This is a genomic window from Pseudomonas laurylsulfativorans (assembly GCF_002906155.1).
GTDB classification, from domain to species: Bacteria; Pseudomonadota; Gammaproteobacteria; order Pseudomonadales; family Pseudomonadaceae; genus Aquipseudomonas; species Aquipseudomonas laurylsulfativorans.
In genome coordinates this window covers 224,155-243,184 of sequence record NZ_MUJK01000006.1, presented here as the reverse complement: position 1 = coordinate 243,184, position 19,030 = coordinate 224,155, and the positions used below count along the sequence as shown (strand labels likewise).

The 19,030-nt window shown below is 59.8% G+C and carries 16 protein-coding genes; 6 read left to right on the top strand and 10 right to left on the bottom strand.

The window, feature by feature from the left end; genetic code table 11:
* Window positions 1–71: 71 nt before the first annotated feature.
* Complete coding sequence (ybaK, locus tag B0D71_RS20235) at window positions 72–542, bottom strand: Cys-tRNA(Pro) deacylase (RefSeq protein WP_007971306.1); 471 nt, start codon at window positions 540–542, stop codon at window positions 72–74.
* A gap of 348 nt (window positions 543–890) precedes the next feature.
* On the opposite strand from ybaK, the gene B0D71_RS20230 reads away from it, so the two are divergent.
* The 4 genes from B0D71_RS20230 to glpD all read left to right on the top strand — a co-directional run bounded on the left by B0D71_RS20230 (window position 891) and on the right by glpD (window position 6,031).
* Window positions 891–1,742 (top strand): MIP/aquaporin family protein, encoded by an 852-nt coding sequence (locus B0D71_RS20230; protein ID WP_103396323.1) that lies wholly within the window; start codon window positions 891–893, stop codon window positions 1,740–1,742.
* 74 nt (window positions 1,743–1,816) lie between these two features.
* Window positions 1,817–3,322, top strand: a complete 1,506-nt coding sequence (glpK, locus tag B0D71_RS20225) for a glycerol kinase GlpK (RefSeq protein ID WP_103396322.1) — start codon at window positions 1,817–1,819, stop codon at window positions 3,320–3,322.
* Between the two features lie 95 nt (window positions 3,323–3,417).
* On the top strand, window positions 3,418–4,173 hold the full coding sequence (locus B0D71_RS20220; protein ID WP_007971301.1) for a DeoR/GlpR family transcriptional regulator: 756 nt from the start codon (window positions 3,418–3,420) through the stop codon (window positions 4,171–4,173).
* A gap of 319 nt (window positions 4,174–4,492) precedes the next feature.
* Window positions 4,493–6,031, top strand: a complete 1,539-nt coding sequence (glpD, locus tag B0D71_RS20215) for a glycerol-3-phosphate dehydrogenase (protein ID WP_103396398.1) — start codon at window positions 4,493–4,495, stop codon at window positions 6,029–6,031.
* A 67-nt stretch (window positions 6,032–6,098) separates the two neighbouring features.
* On the opposite strand, the gene B0D71_RS20210 is transcribed toward glpD, so the two are convergent.
* The 3 genes from B0D71_RS20210 to B0D71_RS20200 all read right to left on the bottom strand — a co-directional run bounded on the left by B0D71_RS20210 (window position 6,099) and on the right by B0D71_RS20200 (window position 9,818).
* Entirely contained in the window at window positions 6,099–7,205 is a 1,107-nt protein-coding gene (locus B0D71_RS20210; RefSeq protein WP_103396321.1) for an NADH:flavin oxidoreductase/NADH oxidase, read from the bottom strand.
* Window positions 7,206–7,499: 294 nt separating this feature from the next.
* Window positions 7,500–9,209 carry a single-stranded-DNA-specific exonuclease RecJ gene (gene recJ / locus B0D71_RS20205; RefSeq protein ID WP_103396320.1) on the bottom strand — a complete coding sequence of 570 codons (1,710 nt, stop codon included), beginning with the start codon at window positions 9,207–9,209 and terminating at the stop codon, window positions 7,500–7,502.
* Between the two features lie 66 nt (window positions 9,210–9,275).
* Window positions 9,276–9,818 carry a YaeQ family protein gene (locus B0D71_RS20200; protein ID WP_007971297.1) on the bottom strand — a complete coding sequence of 181 codons (543 nt, stop codon included), beginning with the start codon at window positions 9,816–9,818 and terminating at the stop codon, window positions 9,276–9,278.
* Between the two features lie 147 nt (window positions 9,819–9,965).
* Between B0D71_RS20200 and B0D71_RS20195 the strand changes: the two genes are divergently transcribed.
* Window positions 9,966–11,165 (top strand): CaiB/BaiF CoA transferase family protein, encoded by a 1,200-nt coding sequence (locus B0D71_RS20195; RefSeq protein WP_103396319.1) that lies wholly within the window; start codon window positions 9,966–9,968, stop codon window positions 11,163–11,165.
* On the top strand, window positions 11,119–12,075 hold the full coding sequence (locus B0D71_RS20190) for a TIGR02285 family protein (protein WP_103396318.1): 957 nt from the start codon (window positions 11,119–11,121) through the stop codon (window positions 12,073–12,075). Before B0D71_RS20195 ends, B0D71_RS20190 begins: the two co-directional genes overlap by 47 nt.
* A gap of 170 nt (window positions 12,076–12,245) precedes the next feature.
* On the opposite strand, the gene B0D71_RS20185 is transcribed toward B0D71_RS20190, so the two are convergent.
* The 6 genes from B0D71_RS20185 to xerD form a co-directional block, all read right to left on the bottom strand.
* The gene (locus tag B0D71_RS20185) at window positions 12,246–12,533 is read right to left on the bottom strand and encodes a DUF3509 domain-containing protein (protein ID WP_103396317.1); all 288 of its coding nucleotides are present in this window, start codon (window positions 12,531–12,533) and stop codon (window positions 12,246–12,248) included.
* A 161-nt stretch (window positions 12,534–12,694) separates the two neighbouring features.
* Window positions 12,695–14,050, bottom strand: a complete 1,356-nt coding sequence (locus B0D71_RS20180; RefSeq protein ID WP_103396316.1) for a transporter substrate-binding domain-containing protein — start codon at window positions 14,048–14,050, stop codon at window positions 12,695–12,697.
* A gap of 119 nt (window positions 14,051–14,169) precedes the next feature.
* Complete coding sequence (thrC, locus tag B0D71_RS20175) at window positions 14,170–15,579, bottom strand: threonine synthase (RefSeq protein WP_103396315.1); 1,410 nt, start codon at window positions 15,577–15,579, stop codon at window positions 14,170–14,172.
* Window positions 15,580–15,688: 109 nt separating this feature from the next.
* On the bottom strand, window positions 15,689–16,993 hold the full coding sequence (locus B0D71_RS20170) for a homoserine dehydrogenase (RefSeq protein ID WP_007998527.1): 1,305 nt from the start codon (window positions 16,991–16,993) through the stop codon (window positions 15,689–15,691).
* Window positions 16,994–17,127: 134 nt separating this feature from the next.
* Entirely contained in the window at window positions 17,128–17,859 is a 732-nt protein-coding gene (gene dsbC, locus B0D71_RS20165) for a bifunctional protein-disulfide isomerase/oxidoreductase DsbC (RefSeq protein ID WP_103396314.1), read from the bottom strand.
* A 266-nt stretch (window positions 17,860–18,125) separates the two neighbouring features.
* Entirely contained in the window at window positions 18,126–19,022 is an 897-nt protein-coding gene (gene xerD, locus B0D71_RS20160; protein ID WP_103396313.1) for a site-specific tyrosine recombinase XerD, read from the bottom strand.
* Window positions 19,023–19,030 lie beyond the last annotated feature (8 nt).

The following is a 19,030-nucleotide window of genomic DNA, read 5'->3' as shown; positions in this document are numbered from 1 at the left end:
TGCCGCGCTGGCCGAACCGGCACCAGTGACAGAGCAGGCTGATTTTCACCATACAGCGCTGCGCTGGCTCCTCAAGCACGGCCGATATCGGCAAACTTTGCCTGGGTGTGTTCGGCCAGCACGGCCGGTGCCAGTTCGACTTCCAGCCCACGTCGACCCGCACTGACAAAAATGCTGGCGAAGGGCTGGGCTGAATTATCAATGAATGTACGCAAACGCTTTTTCTGCCCCAGCGGACTGATCCCGCCCAACAGATAGCCAGTGGAGCGCTGCGCCGCCGCCGGATCGGCCATTTCGACCTTTTTCACGCCGGCGGCATGGGCCAGTCCTTTCAAGTCCAGGCTGCCGACAACCGGCACCACGGCCACCAGCAACTCGCCTTTTTCGCTGGCCGCCAGCAAGGTCTTGAACACCTGCGCCGGGTCGAGCCCGAGTTTTTCCGCGGCTTCCAGACCATAGGACGCGGCCTTCGGGTCATGTTCGTAACTGTGTACGCGATGTTCGGCCCGAACTTTTTTCAACAAATCCAATGCGGGGGTCATGACAGCTCCAGACTGGGCGGCAGTAGAAAAATACTGCGCCGGATTCTAGGACATTGATCGTTAAAAGGCTCCAAGGCAGCGCATCCATAACGCCATTGCCTGCCCATCCCACTACCCAACGACTTGTTCATTCATGCGACGAATAGTTTCTTTATGACCGACGGTTCACTTTCGACCTTTGACAGCAGTGTTTCTTGTCTATATTTTTTCGTTTCTGAAACTGTACGAAACGTCCTACCGCAGCACCCGGCAGTAAACCGCGACCAGGATGGGGATCCTGCCTCGGCGAAAACCGCGCTCCGACCATGATGGAAAAAAGCGCCAGACAACAAAAAAAATGAGGTTTCAATGACAACTGCTTTACAACAACCGTCGCTCTCGAGCCAATGCATGGCCGAGTTTCTGGGTACGGCGCTGCTGATCTTTTTTGGTACGGGTTGCGTTGCCGCGCTCAAAGTCGCGGGTGCCAGTTTTGGCTTGTGGGAAATCAGCATTATCTGGGGCGTCGGCGTCAGCATGGCGATCTACCTCACCGCCGGGGTTTCCGGGGCGCACCTGAACCCTGCCGTCAGCATTGCCCTGAGCATTTTTGCGGATTTCGAAAAGCGTAAACTGCCTTTCTACGTACTTGCCCAAGTGGCAGGGGCCTTCTGTGGCGCATTGTTGGTTTACACGCTCTACAGCAATCTATTCTTCGAATTCGAACAATCGCATCACATGGTGCGCGGCACTCCAGCCAGCCTTGAATTGGCTTCGGTGTTCTCAACCTTCCCGAACCCTGTGCTGACCACCGCCCAGGCATTTCTGGTCGAGGTGATCATTACGGCCATCCTGATGGGCGTGATCATGTCCCTGACCGACGACAACAATGGCCTGCCAAAAGGCCCGCTGGCACCGCTGCTGATCGGCCTGCTGATTGCGGTAATCGGCAGTTCGATGGGGCCGCTGACCGGCTTCGCCATGAACCCTGCGCGGGACTTCGGCCCTAAACTGATGACTTTCTTCGCTGGCTGGGGTGAAATTTCCTTCACTGGCGGACGCGACATTCCGTACTTCCTGATCCCTGTTTTTGCACCGATTGTCGGTGCCTGCCTCGGCGCCGCAGCCTATCGCGGGCTGATTGCCCGCCATCTGCCCGGCGCCGTAACTGCTACAAAGGATGAAATACCGGCCATTGACGGCAAACCCAGAACTTCTTGATACCGTTGGCGCGTGCCCCTGCCCTCTGATCACGCGCCAGACCTCACTCCCTTACTTCGTCCAAGGCAATCGACATGACCGACACACAGAATAAGAACTACATCATTGCCCTCGATCAGGGTACGACCAGCTCCCGCGCGATCATTTTCGACCGCGACGCGAACGTGGTCTGCACCGCCCAACGGGAGTTCGCACAGCATTACCCGCAAGCCGGCTGGGTCGAACATGACCCTATGGAGATCTTCGCCACCCAAAGCGCCGTGATGGTCGAGGCCCTGGCACAAGCCGGCCTGCACCACGACCAGGTGGCGGCCATCGGCATCACCAACCAGCGCGAAACCACGGTTGTCTGGGACAAGAACACTGGCCGCCCGATCTACAACGCAATCGTCTGGCAGTGCCGACGCAGCACCGAGATCTGCCAGCAGCTCAAACGCGATGGCCACGAGCAATACATCAGCGAAACCACCGGCCTGGTCACCGATCCGTACTTCTCCGGCACCAAGCTCAAGTGGATCCTCGACAACGTCGAAGGCAGCCGTGAGCGCGCGCGCAACAGTGAACTGTTGTTCGGCACCGTCGACAGTTGGCTGATCTGGAAGTTTACCGGCGGCAAGGTGCATGTCACCGACTACACCAACGCCTCGCGCACCATGCTCTTCAACATCCACACACTGGAGTGGGACGCGAAGATGCTGGAAGTCCTCGATATCCCGCGTGAGATGCTCCCGGAGGTCAAATCGTCGTCCGAAATCTACGGTCACACCAAAAGCGGCATCGCCATCGGTGGCATTGCCGGTGACCAGCAAGCAGCCCTGTTCGGCCAGATGTGCGTCGAGCCAGGCCAGGCGAAAAACACCTATGGCACTGGCTGCTTCCTGCTGATGAACACCGGCGACAAAGCCGTGAAATCCCAACACGGCATGCTGACCACCATCGCCTGCGGCCCACGTGGCGAAGTCGCTTACGCGCTGGAAGGCGCAGTGTTCAACGGCGGCTCCACCGTGCAGTGGCTGCGTGACGAACTGAAGATCATCAACGACGCCCACGACACCGAGTACTTCGCCAACAAGGTCAAGGACAGCAATGGCGTGTACCTGGTACCGGCCTTCACCGGTCTTGGCGCTCCCTACTGGGACCCGTACGCCCGTGGCGCATTGTTCGGCCTGACCCGTGGCGTTCGCGTGGATCACATCATTCGTGCGGCACTGGAGTCGATTGCCTACCAGACCCGCGACGTGCTCGACGCCATGCAGCAGGACTCCGGCGAACGCCTCAAGGCACTGCGCGTGGATGGTGGTGCAGTGGCCAACAATTTCCTCATGCAGTTCCAGGCCGACATCCTCGGCACCCAGGTCGAGCGCCCGCAAATGCGCGAAACCACGGCACTCGGCGCGGCATACCTGGCAGGTCTGGCCTGTGGCTTCTGGGGCAGCCTGGAGGAGTTACGTGGCAAGGCCGTGATCGAACGCAAGTTCGAGCCAATGCTGGATGAAACGGCGAAGGAGAAACTCTACGCTGGCTGGAAAAAAGCGGTCAGCCGCACCCGCGATTGGGCGGTTGAAGACGAGGCTGAATAAATCGGGATACGGGCTCGTATCTGTATGTAACTGGTCGGGAGCAGATTCCTGCGGCATCATGGGCAAATTTTGCACGGCAGCCCAAAGGACGCCCCATGAATCTGCCTCCCCGTCAGCAGCAAATCCTCGAGCTGGTTCGCGAACGCGGCTATGTCAGCATCGAGGAAATGGCCACGTTGTTCGTTGTTACACCGCAAACCATCCGCCGCGACATCAATCAGCTCGCGGAAGCCAATTTGCTGCGTCGCTACCACGGCGGCGCGGCTTACGACTCCAGCGTTGAAAACACCGCCTACGCCATGCGCGCCGATCAGATGCGCGACGAGAAACAGCGTATCGGCGAAGCCATTGCCGCGCAGATCCCCGATCATGCCTCGTTGTTCATCAACATCGGCACGACCACCGAGTCCATCGCCCGGGCACTGCTCAACCACAGTCACCTGAAAATCATCACCAACAACCTGCATGTGGCTTCGATGCTCAGCGCCAAGGACGACTTCGACGTGCTGCTGACCGGCGGCAACGTGCGGCGCGATGGCGGCGTGGTGGGTCAGGCCAGTGTCGATTTCATCAACCAGTTCAAGGTCGACTTCGCCCTGGTCGGCATCAGCGGCATTGATGAAGACGGCAGCCTGCTGGATTTCGATTATCAGGAAGTGCGGGTATCCCAGGCGATCATCGCCAATGCCCGACAAGTGATCCTCGCGGCCGACTCCAGCAAGTTCGGGCGCAACGCCATGATTCGCCTCGGGCCGATCAGCTTGGTCGATTGCCTTGTCACCGATCAGCAGCCTTCCCCGGCGCTGGCGCAGCTGTTGAACCAGCACAAGGTTCGGCTGGAGGTCGTTTAAGCACACCGCTCCCCTGTGGAGAGGGGCTTGCCCCCGTTGGGCTGCGAAGCGGCCCTAAAACCATTCAGCCGAGTTCAGGCAGGCACATCCCTAGCCCCAACCTGCGACGGCTTCGCCGTCGAACGGGGGCAAGTCCCCTCGCCACAAAAGCAGCCTGCTACCTTTCAATGTTCGTAAATTTTCCTTTAACCGCACTTCGATGAGTATTTTCAATCGAGGCTGACTGGCTGTGCGCGTCTTTATGGGCTAGTATTTTCGCAAATGAACATTAATGTTCGAATTCAAATACAGAACATCAAAGAATTCCGAGGCCGTGCCGATGCCCACTTCTACCTTGCCTACGCCCCCTCTCGCCGAGGTCTACGATATTGCCGTCATCGGTGGCGGGATCAATGGCGTGGGGATCGCAGCAGATGCCGCCGGTCGCGGCCTCTCGGTGTTCCTTTGCGAAAAGGATGACCTGGCCAGCCATACCTCGTCGGCCAGCAGCAAGCTGATCCACGGCGGCCTGCGTTACCTCGAACATTACGAATTCCGCCTGGTGCGCGAAGCACTGGCCGAACGTGAAGTGCTGCTGGCCAAGGCTCCGCACATCGTCAAGCAAATGCGTTTCGTACTACCACACCGCCCGCACTTGCGCCCGGCATGGATGATTCGCGCCGGTCTGTTCCTCTATGACAACCTGGGCAAGCGCGAGCAACTGCAAGGTTCGAAGAGCCTGAAGTTCGGACCCGACAGCGCGCTGAAAAGCGAGATCACCAAAGGCTTCGAATATTCCGATTGCTGGGTCGACGACGCGCGCCTGGTGGTGTTGAACGCCATGGCCGCCCGGGAAAAAGGCGCCCACGTTCACACCCAGACCCGCTGTGTCAGCGCGCGGCGTACCAAGGGCCTGTGGCACCTGCACCTGGAGCGCGCCGATGGCAGCCTGTTTTCGATCCGCGCCAAGGCGTTGGTGAACGCGGCCGGACCATGGGTTGCAAAATTCATTCGTGATGACCTGAAGATGGAGTCGCCTTACGGCATTCGCCTGATCCAGGGCAGCCACCTGATCGTGCCAAAACTGTACGAAGGCGAACACGCGCACATCCTGCAAAACGAAGATCAGCGCATCGTGTTCACCATTCCGTACCTGAACCGTTTCACCCTGATCGGCACCACCGACCGGGAGTACACCGGCGATCCGGCAGCCGTTGCGATCACCGACGGTGAAACCGATTACCTGCTGAACGTGGTCAATGCCCACTTCAAAAAGCAGATCAGCCGCGACGACATCCTGCACAGCTATTCTGGCGTGCGCCCGCTGTGCAACGACGAATCCGACAACCCGTCGGCCGTGACCCGCGATTACACCCTGGCGCTGTCAGGCGGTGGCGAAGAAGCGCCGTTGCTCTCGGTATTCGGCGGCAAGCTCACCACTTATCGCAAACTGGCCGAGTCGGCGCTGGCGCAACTGGCCCCGTACTTCAAGCACATCCAGCCAAGCTGGACCGCCAGCGCCACGCTGCCGGGCGGTGAAGACATGACCACCCCGCAAGCCTTGAGCTCGCGTATCCGTGACAAGTTCGACTGGGTGCCAAGCGAGATCGCTCGCCGCTGGGCTACCAGCTATGGCAGCCGTACCTGGCGCATGCTTGAAGGCGTACAGGACCTCAGCGATCTGGGCGAGCACATCGGCGGCGGTCTCTACACCCGTGAAGTCGACTATCTGTGCAGCGAAGAATGGGCAACCAGCACCCACGACATCCTCTGGCGCCGCAGCAAGCTTGGCTTGTTCACAACGGTGGCCGAGCAGGAAAAGCTCAAGGACTACCTGAACCAGGTCGAACAGAACCGCAGCAAGATCGAAGCGGCCTGATCGATCACTGGCATAAACAAAAGCCCCTGGATCTCGCGATTCAGGGGCTTTTCCGTATGGATGGATTTCAGTCGCGCAAATCCGATTCGTGAATGGGCTGCTCGCGGTGAGTCGCCCGCTGGTACTGCGCCGGCCACACGGACTTGTGCCCGCCCAGATCGTCATCTGCATGCAACGCCCAGTACGGATCACGCAACAACTCACGGGCCAGGAAGATGATGTCCGCCTGACAGGTGCGCAGGATGTGCTCGGCCTGGGCCGGCTCGGTGATCATGCCCACCGTGCCGGTGGCCATGCCCGACTCCTTGCGCACACGTTCGGCAAAGCGCGTCTGGTAACCCGGCCCTGTAGGAATTTCTGCATTCACCGCCGTCCCCCCCGACGAGACGTCGATCAGGTCCACCCCCAGGGCTTTGAGGCGGCGCGCGAGCTCCACGGTTTCATCCGGGTTCCAGCCGTCCTCCACCCAGTCGGTGGCCGAGACCCGGACAAACACCGGCAGCTCTTCAGGCCACACCGCACGCACCGCTTCGGTGACCTGCAACACCAGTCGAATGCGATTTTCGAACGAACCGCCGTATTGATCGCGCCGCTGATTGCTCAACGGCGAAAGGAACTGATGCAGCAGGTAACCATGGGCAGCGTGCACCTCGACCACCTTGAAACCGGCCGTCAGTGAGCGTTTTGCCGCATCGACAAAGGCCTGGATCACCTTGGCGATCTCAGCGTCATCCAGCTGCCTGGGTTGTGTATGTTGTGGATCAAACGCAATCGGTGAAGGCCCGACCGGCAGCCAGCCGCCCTCGTCAGGTTTGACGCTGCCATGCTTGCCGAGCCAGGGCCGATAGGTGCTGGCCTTGCGCCCGGCATGAGCCAGCTGAATGCCAGCAACGGCGCCCTGGGCGTTGATGAAGCGGGTAATGCGTTGCAGGGGTTCGATCTGCTCGTCATTCCACAGACCGAGGTCCTGAGCGGTGATACGCCCGTCGGCGGTGACCGCCGTGGCTTCGGTAAACACCAGCCCGGCCCCGCCGACAGCGCGGCTGCCGAGGTGGACCAGGTGCCAGTCGTTGGCCAGGCCATCGGCACTGGAATACTGGCACATCGGCGATACCGCGATGCGGTTGGGCAGGGTCAATTGGCGAAGGGTAAAGGGTTCAAGCAGCAGACTCATGGGGCACCTCTCGAATCAGTGGGCAGGCTCCAGGTTCTGTTTGAATAGTCGACGAGTGACAGGAAAAAGGTACAGCACCCGCCCCCGCGGGCAAAAAATTCGACAAGACGTCACAAGGCCAAAATCAAGCAGTGCTTAGAGCCTAGTCGACATCGGGGGATGTCGCCCCCTTGTAGGAGCGAGCTCGCTCCGGGCGGCGTTCCGACGATGGACGACAGGAGACCGCGGGGTATCAGGTTCCCAGCGCCATCGTTCACGTCCATCGCGAGCGGGCTCGCTCCTATAGGTGTCGGGTCAACGCGGTTCGATGTGGGCAATCATCAGTTGAACCGTTTCGTTGCCACGAAATTCGTTGAGGTCGAGCTTGTAGGCCAGTTCCACCCACTTGATGGTCGGATTCGGCCAGATGTCGCGGTCGATCCCGAAGGCGATGCCGTCGAGCTTCACCGAACCACATTCACTTTTGAGCACGACTTTAAGGTGCCGTTCGCCCACAACCCGCTGCTCGACCAACTGGAACACCCCATGAAACAACGGCTCCGGGAAGTGCTGCCCCCAAGGACCGGCATGCCGCAGGGCACGGGCCAGCTCCAGATGAAACTCTTCCACCGCCAGGGTGCCGTCCGACAACAGGCGGCCAGTCAGGTCTTCTTCGCGCATCTGTCGGCGCACTTCAGTGTCAAAGGCTTCGGCGAACAAGGGGAAATTCGCTTCCGGCAGCGTCAGGCCGGCCGCCATCGCGTGGCCGCCGTACTTGGTGATCAGATTCGGATGCTGCGCCGCCACCACGCTCAGGGCGTCGCGGATGTGAAAGCCCTGGACCGAACGCCCCGAGCCCTTGAGCAATCCATCTCCGGCATCGGCAAAGGCGATGGTCGGGCGGAAGTAGCGCTCTTTCATCCGCGACGCGAGGATTCCGATGACCCCCTGGTGCCACTCGGGATCGAACAGGCACAAGCCGAACGGCATCGACTCCACCGGCAAATCCTTGAGCTGCGCCAGCGCTTCGCGCTGCATGCCCTGTTCGATGGACTTGCGATCCTGGTTCATGCCGTCCAGTTGAGCAGCCATTTCACGGGCCAGACCTGCGTCTTCAGTCAGCAGGCATTCGATGCCCAGGCTCATGTCATCCAGGCGCCCTGCCGCGTTGAGGCGCGGGCCGACAATGAAGCCCAGGTCGGTGGAAGTGATGCGCGCATGGTCACGCTTGGCCACTTCGAGGATCGCCTTGATCCCCGGCCGGGCACGTCCGGCGCGGATCCGCTCCAGGCCCTGATGCACCAGGATCCGGTTGTTGGCATCCAGCGGCACCACGTCGGCCACGCTGCCCAGCGCCACCAAATCGAGCAATTCGCCGATATTCGGCTGCGGCTTGCTGGTGTACCAACCCAGCTCGCGCAACCGCGCACGCAGGGCCATGAGCACATAGAAAATCACCCCGACACCGGCCAGCGCCTTGCTCGGGAATTCGCAACCCGGCTGGTTCGGGTTGACGATGGCATCAGCCAAGGGCAGTTCGTCGCCGGGCAAGTGGTGATCGGTTACCAGCACCTTGAGCCCGGCCTTTTTCGCCGCCGCCACGCCTTCGACGCTGGAGATGCCGTTGTCCACGGTGATCAGCAAATGAGGCTGACGCTCCAACGCGACCGCGACGATCTCCGGTGTCAGACCGTAGCCGTAATCAAAACGGTTCGGCACCAGGTAATCGACATGCGCCGCACCCAGCAAACGCAGGCCCAGCGTGCCCACGGTGCTGGCCGTCGCGCCGTCGGCATCGAAGTCGCCGACGATCAGAATGCGCTGGCGCTGTTCGAGCGCCGTCACCAATAAGTCCACGGCGGCATCAATGCCCTTGAGCTGCTGGAACGGAATCAACCGCGCCAGGCTCTTGTCCAGCTCTGCTTCGGATTGCACGCCCCGCGCCGCGTACAGGCGGGTCAGCAGTGGCGGAATATCACCGAGGAATGGCAGGGTGTCGGGCAACAGGCGAGGTTCGATGCGCATGGGGTGACAGGAGCTTCTCTTCAATACGTAGGATAAAACCGGGTGACGCAGTGCAGTGGCAAAAAATCAGCCGCGCTCACCGGCCAGCCACTGCAACTGGACTTCGTGTTGACCACGGTCGTCGGTAACGAAGATCGTCCCTTCGCTGATCATCACGTCCCACTTGATGACGCGGGGCATGTCTTTGGCCAGGGTTTCCAGGACTTCCTGAGGCACGGCAGCGATGTTGACGTTCTTCAGGTTTTTCACCGCTGGCACCACTTTGCCTTCCCACACGCGTAGGCTGCCGTAGGCCAAAAGGCTGGTGCGCTCGGTACGGCGCGAACACCAGGTCAGGCGCTCGGCATCGGGCTGGCCGACTTCGATCCAGTGCAGGACACGGTCATCCAGACTTTTTTCCCACAACGCCGGCTCATCCACTTCCGACAGTCCACGGCCAAAAGACAGCTGCTCGTTGTACCAGAGGGCGTAGGCCAGCAGGCGCACGGTCATGCGTTCTTCGGTTTCCGAAGGATGACGGGCAATGGTCTGCTTCACGCTCTCATAGACGCTGCGGTCGAGGTCGGTGAGGTTCAGTTCAAACTTGTAGGTCGTGGACGGCTGGGCCATGAACGGGCTTCTTGATACGAGGAAAGGCGGCAAGTCTAACCGATGCGACGGGCAATCCACGAATTGAAGGTGATCAACCTCAAGCGCCTGACAGTCGGCTATGTTAAAACGCTGTATCCGCTCAACCCTTGTCCTACAGGATCCCGCATGCCGTTCACCGCCAAACCGCTTTCCGGTCTGAAAGTCATCGAATTGGGTACCTTGATTGCCGGCCCTTTTGCCTCACGCATTTGCGCCGAGTTCGGCGCCGATGTGATCAAAGTCGAGTCCCCGGACGGCGGCGACCCGTTGCGCAAGTGGCGCAAACTGTATGAAGGCACTTCGTTGTGGTGGTTCGTCCAGGCGCGCAACAAAAAATCCCTGACCCTCAATCTCAAGCACCCCGAAGGCCAGGCGATTCTGAAACAGCTGCTGAGCGAAGCAGACATTCTGATCGAGAACTTTCGTCCCGGCGTCCTGGAAAAACTCGGCCTGGGCTGGGACGTCCTGCACGCCTTGAACCCGAAACTGGTCATGGTGCGGCTGTCGGGATTCGGCCAAACCGGCCCGATGAAAGATCAGCCCGGCTTTGGCGCGGTCGGCGAGTCCATGGGGGGGCTGCGCTACATCACCGGTTTCGAGGACCGGCCACCGGTGCGCACCGGCATTTCCATCGGCGACTCGATTGCCGCGCTCTGGGGCGTGATCGGCGCGTTGATGGCCCTGCGTCATCGCGAGGTCAACGGCGGCCAGGGGCAAGTGGTGGACGTGGCGCTGTATGAAGCCATCTTCGCCATGATGGAAAGCATGGTCCCGGAGTTCGATGTGTTCGGCTTCATCCGCGAACGCACGGGTAACATCATGCCGGGCATCACCCCGTCCTCGATCCACACCAGTGCCGACGGCAAACACGTGCAGATCGGCGCCAATGGCGATGCGATTTTCAAACGCTTCATGCTGATCATCGACCGGGAAGACCTGGCCAATGACCCCCAGCTTGCCAGCAACGATGGCCGCGATGCCCGCCGCGACGAGATTTATGGCGTCATCGATCGCTGGGTCAACTCGTTGCCGCTGGACACAGTGCTGGCGCGACTCAATCAGGCCGACGTGCCGGCCAGCCGGATCTTCAGTGCCGAAGACATGTTCAATGACCCCCAGTACCTGGCGCGGGAAATGTTCCTGCAAGCCAAGCTGCCGGACGGCAAAGACTTCAAGATGCCAGGCATTGTGCCGAAACTCTCAGAGACACCCGGTGAATGTGAATGGGTCGGGCCACAACTGGGTGAGCACAACGCACAGGTACTCCAGGAACTTGGCTATGACGCGTCGCAGATCGCACAGTTGCGCAAAGACGGAGCTATCTAAGCTGAGGCGCCCGCCCCGACGCTGCCCGTCGCGCGGCGGGTGGCTGCTGTGCATGCTGGCAATTTTACTCTTGTTCCTTGAACCAATCCCGTCAGCCCTGGCGCAACCCCAGGAAAACCTGATCTGGCTCAAGCGTGACCTGCCGCCGCTGACGATCTTCGATGGACCGAAAAAAGGCCAGGGCGTCATCGATCAACTGCTCCCACTATTGATAGCCGGCATGCCGCAGTACCAGCACAGCGTGATGAGGGTCAATCGCGCGCGTGGACTGCAAATGCTCCACGAACCGTCCCTCGTCTGCGACGCTGCGCTGAACTGGAGCAAGGAACGGGAAGAATGGATCGCTTTTTCCATTCCGGTCTTCCGCGCCATGAGCAATGGCCTGGCCGTGCGGCGCGTTGACCAGAAAGTGCTGGCACCCTTTATCAAGGATGGCGAAGTGGACCTGGCTGCGCTGCTCGCCAGTGGCCGCGAAAGACTGGGGGTTATTGCCGAGCGCAATTACGGTGAATACCTCGATGGGCTGCTCAAGCAAGCGCCAGTCGATGCACTGACTCCTCATTACGGCAACGACGCCTTGGGCAGCCTGCTGCAAATGCAGCGCCTGGGACGCTTGCGCCTGCTGTTGGGCTACCGCCCGGAAATTCGCTACCAGGCCTCATTGCAAGGCATCGCCGAGGATGAACTGCAGTTCTATCCGATCCATGGCACGGGCAAATACCTGTCCGGTTACATCGGGTGCACCGATACGCCAAAGGGCCGGCAGGCCATCGTCGAAATCAATCAGGTGTTGCGCACCCTTCCCCGCGAACGCCTCGATGAGGCCTACGCCGCCTGGCTGGATCCCGAAAGCCGCAGCGATTACCTGAAAGACACCAAGGCGTTTTTCGACAATCTGGCGCAGCCATGAAAAATCCCGGGCAAAAAGAAACCCCGAGAAGTGGGGAGACGACCCGGGGTTAAACGTGGCCTGCTTGGAGACCAGTAGCAGCAAGCTACAAGCACCGGAGCACAATGCTTGATCCTGCTGTTACAAAGTCAGACTGACTTGGGCGCGGGAAGGTTCCCACAAAAAACCGTTCAATTGCGGCTGGCCAGAAGCTTGTCCTGCGCCGCGTTACGCAATGCCGCGATCACACAAGGCTCAAGGCGTCCTTCAGCGATCAGCACGTCGCGATGCAAACCGTCGACCACATCCGTCAGCAGGCGCTTGTCATTCAACTGGGCCTGATTGAACTCGCGCTCGACCACGGTCGCGCCGACAGCATTCTTCAGGGTCACCCGGCATTCGCCACGAATGCCTGACGGGGTCAAGGTAACCTGATACGGGCTCAGCGCCTCACCGAGCAACAGACTGATACTTTCCATCCCGATCACCACTCAATAGTCTGAAAACAACGTGCCTGGGGCATGTATACAATAAATGACCGCTGGCCCGAGAAGAAAGTTCTGGATACTGACCGCAGGCGAACCTGCAGCTCAGTCAAGTGAGCATGCACGGCGAACATGACAGAGAAAAAACGCAACCATCACGTCTGTCGGGTACGCCGGGCGATGTCGGCCCAGCCGCCCAACAATCCTCGTAGCTGGCCATCCGCCGTGTAAAACGGCACCGTCCACTGGTAGATATCCCTGACGCCTTCCTTGAACAACAATTGACGCTCGAAGAAGCGCGTCCTGCGCGTACTCAACTGCGCCAGAAACTCGCTATGCAGCAATTCCGCGGTTTGTCTGGGCATGACATCGACTTCGATCAACTGTCGCCCCTGCATCCGGTCGAAACGTGTCGACAAGGCATCTTCATAACTTTTGTTGCACATGATCAAACGCCCTTGCAGGTCCCGGACAAACATAGGGTCAGGCATGGCATCCATCAGGGCATGCTGGAATGCGAGTTGATCGCGCAGGCTCCTTTGCGCCTCGACCCGTTGCCTGACCACCACCGCCAACCGCCGATTCCAGAGCAGCGACAACAGGCCGAACAGGCTGAGCACAAGCATGCCCCAGCAGATCCACGAGTCAAACCGCTGCCAGAAGCCAGGCGCCTGTGGCGTGGTAGCGCCACCGAACCACTTCAAGCGTAGGTTGCGCAGTTCATGTGCAGGGAGCGCCTCGAGCGCCTTGTTGAGGATGCTCAGCAACTGCGGCTGGCCTTTGCGCACCACAAGATAATCCGCATCCCATTTGCCCGGCACCACGGCGCCGATCTGTAGCCGGCCCGACGGAATAAGCTGGGCGCCGATTTCGCTTTCGATAGTGGCGTAGGCTTCGCCGCTTTCCACCCATGCGCGGGCTTCGGCGTAGGTCTTGACCGAACGCAACTCAATGGACGGATAATTGCGACGGATCATCGCTTCCAGTGCATGCCGGGTCGGCAGCACCAGTACCCGCTTCGCCAGATCCTCCAGCGACTGCACCGGCGGTGCTCCGGCCTGCCCGACAAAGACCCATCCTGCACCGCCGAACGCATGGCTGAAATCGAGAAATGCCTTGCGTTCGTCATTCATCGCCAAGGTCGTACTCAAATCCGCAGAGCCGCTTTCCAGATGAGCCAGCATCTGATCGGTGGAAAAAGACTCTTGGTAAACGAACTGCAACCCCGTCATGTCACTGATGCGCTTGAGCAGGTCACTGTTCAGGCCTGTCCATTGACCATGCTCATCCTTGAACTGGTACAACGGGTATTCCAGTGCCGTGACCACGACCCGTGGATGGCTGGCTATCCACTGCAACTCCTGGTCATCCAGCACGACCGCTGGACGTGCGACTGACTTCCCACGCTCCTGAAACGATGGTGGGCTTGCCGCTCCCCATTCGGCGACGCCCACAATGCCGAGTAAAAACAGCCAGCGCGCGACTGACTTGAACACACTTGTAAACAGCATTCCCATGTCCTTGGTGATCCATTCGCCTGTCCGTTCGCGGCGATAACACGACAAGTGTGCATGCAGAAATGAAAAAGCCCGTCAGGAGACGGGCTTCAAAATGTAACAGCGCTGACCGGTTACAGCGGCTTGCCGCGATTGCCATGCTGGCTGACAAAGGCCTGCACGGCCTTCAGGTCATTTGGCAATACGGTGCAACGTTCGTCTCGCTCAAACAAATCAGAAAGATGTGCAGGTAGTTCGAGAGCTTTTCCTACACCGGCTTTTTCCACGGCGTCCGGGAATTTGACCGGGTGCGCGGTGCCCAGGATCACCATTGGAATGTCCAGGCTACGACGGCATTCGCGCGCAGCTTTCACGCCGATGGCAGTGTGTGGATCCAACACTTCGCCAGTCTGCTCGTAGACTTCGGCGATGGTTTCGCAGGTTTGCGCGTCATCCACGGCCAGCGAGTCGAACAATTTACGGGCTTCTGTCCAGCGCTCTTGCTCGACGCTGAAACCGCCGCCCTGCTTGAACGAATCCATCAACCCGGCGATTGCCGCGCCGTTGCGACCATGCAGGTCGAACAGCAGGCGTTCGAAGTTCGACGACACCATGATGTCCATGGACGGCGACAGCGTGGCGTGCAGGGTTTCCTTGACGTACTGGTTGCCGCTCATGAAGCGGTGCAGGATGTCGTTGCGGTTGGTGGCGACGATCAACTGGTTGATCGGCAGGCCCATGTTGCGCGCCAGGTAACCGGCGAAAATGTCGCCGAAATTGCCGGTCGGTACCGAGAACGCTACCGAACGCGCCGGGCCACCCAACTGCAGGGCTGCGTGGAAGTAGTAAACGATCTGGGCCATGATCCGCGCCCAGTTGATCGAGTTCACGGCCACCAGGCGAGTGCCCTTGAGGAAACCCTGGTCGGCGAAACTTGCCTTGACCATTTCCTGGCAGTCATCGAAGTTGCCTTCGATGGCAATGTTGTGGATGTTCTCACCGAAAATGGTGGTCATCTGCCGACGCTGCACTTCGGATACCCGGTTGTGCGGGTGCAGGATGAAGATGTCGACGTTTTCGCAGTGCTTGCAGCCTTCGATGGCGGCCGAACCGGTGTCACCGGAGGTGGCGCCGACGATCACCACGCGCTCGCCGCGCTTTTCCAGCACGTAGTCAAGCAGGCGACCGAGCAGTTGCAAGGCGAAGTCCTTGAACGCCAGGGTCGGGCCGTGGAACAGCTCCAGCACCCATTCGTTGCCGTTCAACTGACGCAGCGGCGCCACGGCGCTGTGGGCAAACACGCCGTAGGTTTCTTCGAGGATTTTCTTGAAATCAGCGTCTGGAATGCTGCCGGTGACGAACGGCCGCATAACGCGGAAAGCCAGTTCGTGATACGGCAGCCCGGCCCACGAAGCGATTTCTTCATGGGTGAAACGTGGCAGGTTTTCCGGGACGTACAGACCGCCGTCGGTGGCAAGACCTGCCAGCAGGACGTCTTCGAAATTCAGGGCCGGTGCCTGGCCGCGGGTACTGATGTAGCGCATAGGGGCAAACCTTCGGTTTGAGCTTTGAGCTTCAAGCCATAAGCGACAAGTCAAAGCTGAACTGCTTTCAACTTGCCGCCTGAGGCTTACAGCTCGCCGCTGTTTTTATTTAGTTCAGGTGCTCGACACGGATACGTACGACCGGACCGACCACGCCCGCCAAGGCTTCCAGAGCAGCGATGGCGTCGTTGATGTGCTGCTCCAGCACGCGGTGGGTCAGCAGGATCATCGGCACCAGGCCGTCGTGCTCCTCGGCTTCCTTCTGCATGATCGACTCAATGTTGATGCCGCGCTCCGAGAGGATGCTTGCAACCTGGGCCAACACGCCGGGATGGTCCTTGGCCTGAATACGCAGGTAGTAGGCGCTTTCGCAGGCTTCGATCGGCAGGATCGGATGAGCCGACAGCGAATCCGGCTGGAATGCCAGGTGCGGCACACGGTTTTCCGGGTCGGAAGTCATGGCGCGGACCACGTCCACCAGGTCGGCGATCACCGACGAAGCGGTCGGCTCCATGCCAGCACCAGCGCCGTAGAACAGGGTCGAACCGGCAGCATCGCCATTGACCATTACCGCGTTCATCACGCCGTTGACGTTGGCGATCAGGCGATCGGCCGGAATCAGCGTCGGGTGCACGCGCAGTTCGATACCGGCCGCGGTGCTGCGCGCCACGCCCAGGTGCTTGATGCGGTAGCCCAGCGCTTCGGCGTAGTTCACATCGGCGGTGGTCAGCTTGGTGATGCCTTCTGTGTAGGCCTTGTCGAATTGCAGCGGGATGCCGAACGCGATCGAAGCCAGGATGGTCAGCTTGTGAGCGGCGTCGATGCCTTCAACGTCGAAGGTCGGATCGGCTTCCGCGTAGCCCAGTGCCTGGGCTTCGGCCAATACGTCTTCGAAGGTGCGACCCTTCTCGCGCATTTCCGTCAGGATGAAGTTGCCGGTGCCGTTGATGATGCCGGCCACCCAGTTGATGCGGTTGGCGGACAAGCCTTCGCGGATCGCCTTGATCACCGGAATGCCACCGGCCACCGCCGCTTCGAACGCAACGATCACGCCCTTCTCGCGGGCCTTCGCGAAAATTTCATTACCGTGAACAGCGATAAGTGCCTTGTTCGCGGTGACCACATGCTTGCCATTCTCGATGGCCTTGAGTACCAGCTCGCGGGCAACGGTGTAGCCGCCCATCAGCTCTATAACGATGTCGATCTCAGGGTTCGTGGCCACTTCGAAGACATCGTTGGTAATCGCAATACCGGTCGTTTGGAACTGAGGCTTTGGCGTGCGCATGGCAATTTGTGCCACTTCGATCCCACGCCCGGCACGACGAGCAATTTCCTCGGCGTTGCGCTGAAGTACGTTGAAGGTACCGCCACCGACGGTTCCTAACCCACAGATGCCTACTTTGACCGGTTTCACTGTGAACTCCCCATAAAACGGCCAGCTCGAGGCCGGCCGTGAAAACAACCGCAGACTCGCGGTTCTCTATTGATGGCCCGGCGAATGTCGCTACCGGACCATGATCGTCAATGGCTGACCGTGACGATGCGAATTTACTTCGCGCCCAGCGCCAGTTTGGCGACTTGTGGCGCAGGCTGGTAGCCCGGAATGACCTGACCGTCGGCCAAAACGATGGCCGGTGTGCCGTTCACGCCAATCGACTGGCCGAGTGCGAACTGTTTGGAAACCGGGTTATCGCACTTGGCGGCCTTGATTTCCTTGCCGTCGACCATTTTGTCCATGGCCGCTTTCTTGTCTTTCGAGCACCACACTGCCTGCAGTTGCTCGTCACCCGGCGAGCCCAGGCCCTGGCGCGGGAACGCGACGTAACGCACTTCGATGCCGCGCTTGTTCAGCTCGGGAACTTCGGCGTGCAGCTTGTGGCAGTACGGGCAGGTGGTGTCGGTGAATACGGTGATGTGCGACTTGGTTTCGCCAATGGCCGGGTACACCACGGTTTCGGCAACCGGAATATCATTGACCAGCTTGGAGATGCCCTGGCGCTCGGTCTTCTCGGTCAGGTTGACCGGCTTGCCGTCCTTGAGATCGAACAGGTAGCCCTGAACCACGTACTGGCCGTCGGCACTGGCGTACAGCACACGGCTGCCTTTGAGTTTGACTTCGTACAGGCCAGGCAACGGGCTGGCGGTGATGCTTTCTACTGGTACTTCAAGCTGGAGGTTTTCCAGACTTTTACGAATGGCTTTGTCGGCCGCATCATCGGCGACGGCAAAGGTGCTGACCAACGCAATGGCTGCGGCGGCGAAAATCTGGGTCAGACGCATGAGAACTCCTGAAGGCGAACATATGGGACGATCAGAACGCCCGTGCCGAAACACCGGGTCATAACCGCCCATCGTGCAAACCGGTCAAGCCTATCACATAAGGCCCCTGTGGCGAGGGGGCTTGCCCCCGTTGGGTTGCGAAGCAGCCCTACTTGGCGATCTCAATCCGACAGATAAACCGCACCATGAGGTTTGACGACTGCTGTGCAGCCGAACGGGGGCAAGCCCCCTCGCCACAGAAGCCTCTGTCAACCTTTAGGGGCCCCCTAACCCCGCGGATGATGTTTGGCATGCAAATCCTGCAACCGCGCACGGGCAACGTGGGTATAGATCTGCGTCGTCGACAAGTCACTATGCCCCAACAGCATCTGCACTACCCGCAGGTCTGCGCCGTGGTTGAGCAGGTGCGTGGCAAAGGCATGGCGCAGGGTGTGCGGCGACAGCGACTTGCCGATCCCGGCAACCATGGCCTGATGCTTGATGCGGTGCCAGAAGGTCTGGCGGGTCATCTGCTCGCCACGCTGGCTCGGGAACAGCACATCGCTGGGACGCCCGCCAAGCAGTTCGCCGCGGGCATCACGCATGTAGCGTTCGACCCAGACAATCGCCTCCTCACCCATCGGCACCAGCCGCTCCTTGCTGCCCTTGCCCATCACTCGCAACACGCCTTGACGCAAATTGACTTGTTCCAGGGTGAGGCTGATCAACTCGGTCACCCGCAAGCCACAGGCATACAGCACTTCAAGCATCGCCCGGTCGCGCTGACCGATGGCTTCGCTCAAATCCGGTGCCGCCAGCAGCGCTTCGACGTCGGCTTCCGACAAGGATTTGGGCAACGGCCTGCCGAGCTGCGGCATATCAACCCTTAACGTTGGGTCGACGGCGATCAATTTTTCCCGCAGTAAATAGCGATAGAAACCACGCACACCGGAGAGAAATCGCGCCGTGGAACGAGGTTTGTAGTTTTGCTCCAGGCGCCAGGCCAGATGGTCGAGAATCAACTCGCGCCCGGCATTGACCAGCTCCAGCCCTTTGTCCTGCAACCAACCGTTGAACAACGCCAGGTCACTGCGATAGGCATCGCGGGTGTTGTCGGAAAGGCCTTTCTCCAGCCACAAGGCATCGAGGAATTGGTCTATCAGCGGATGGTCGATGGCAGGCATGGGCACTC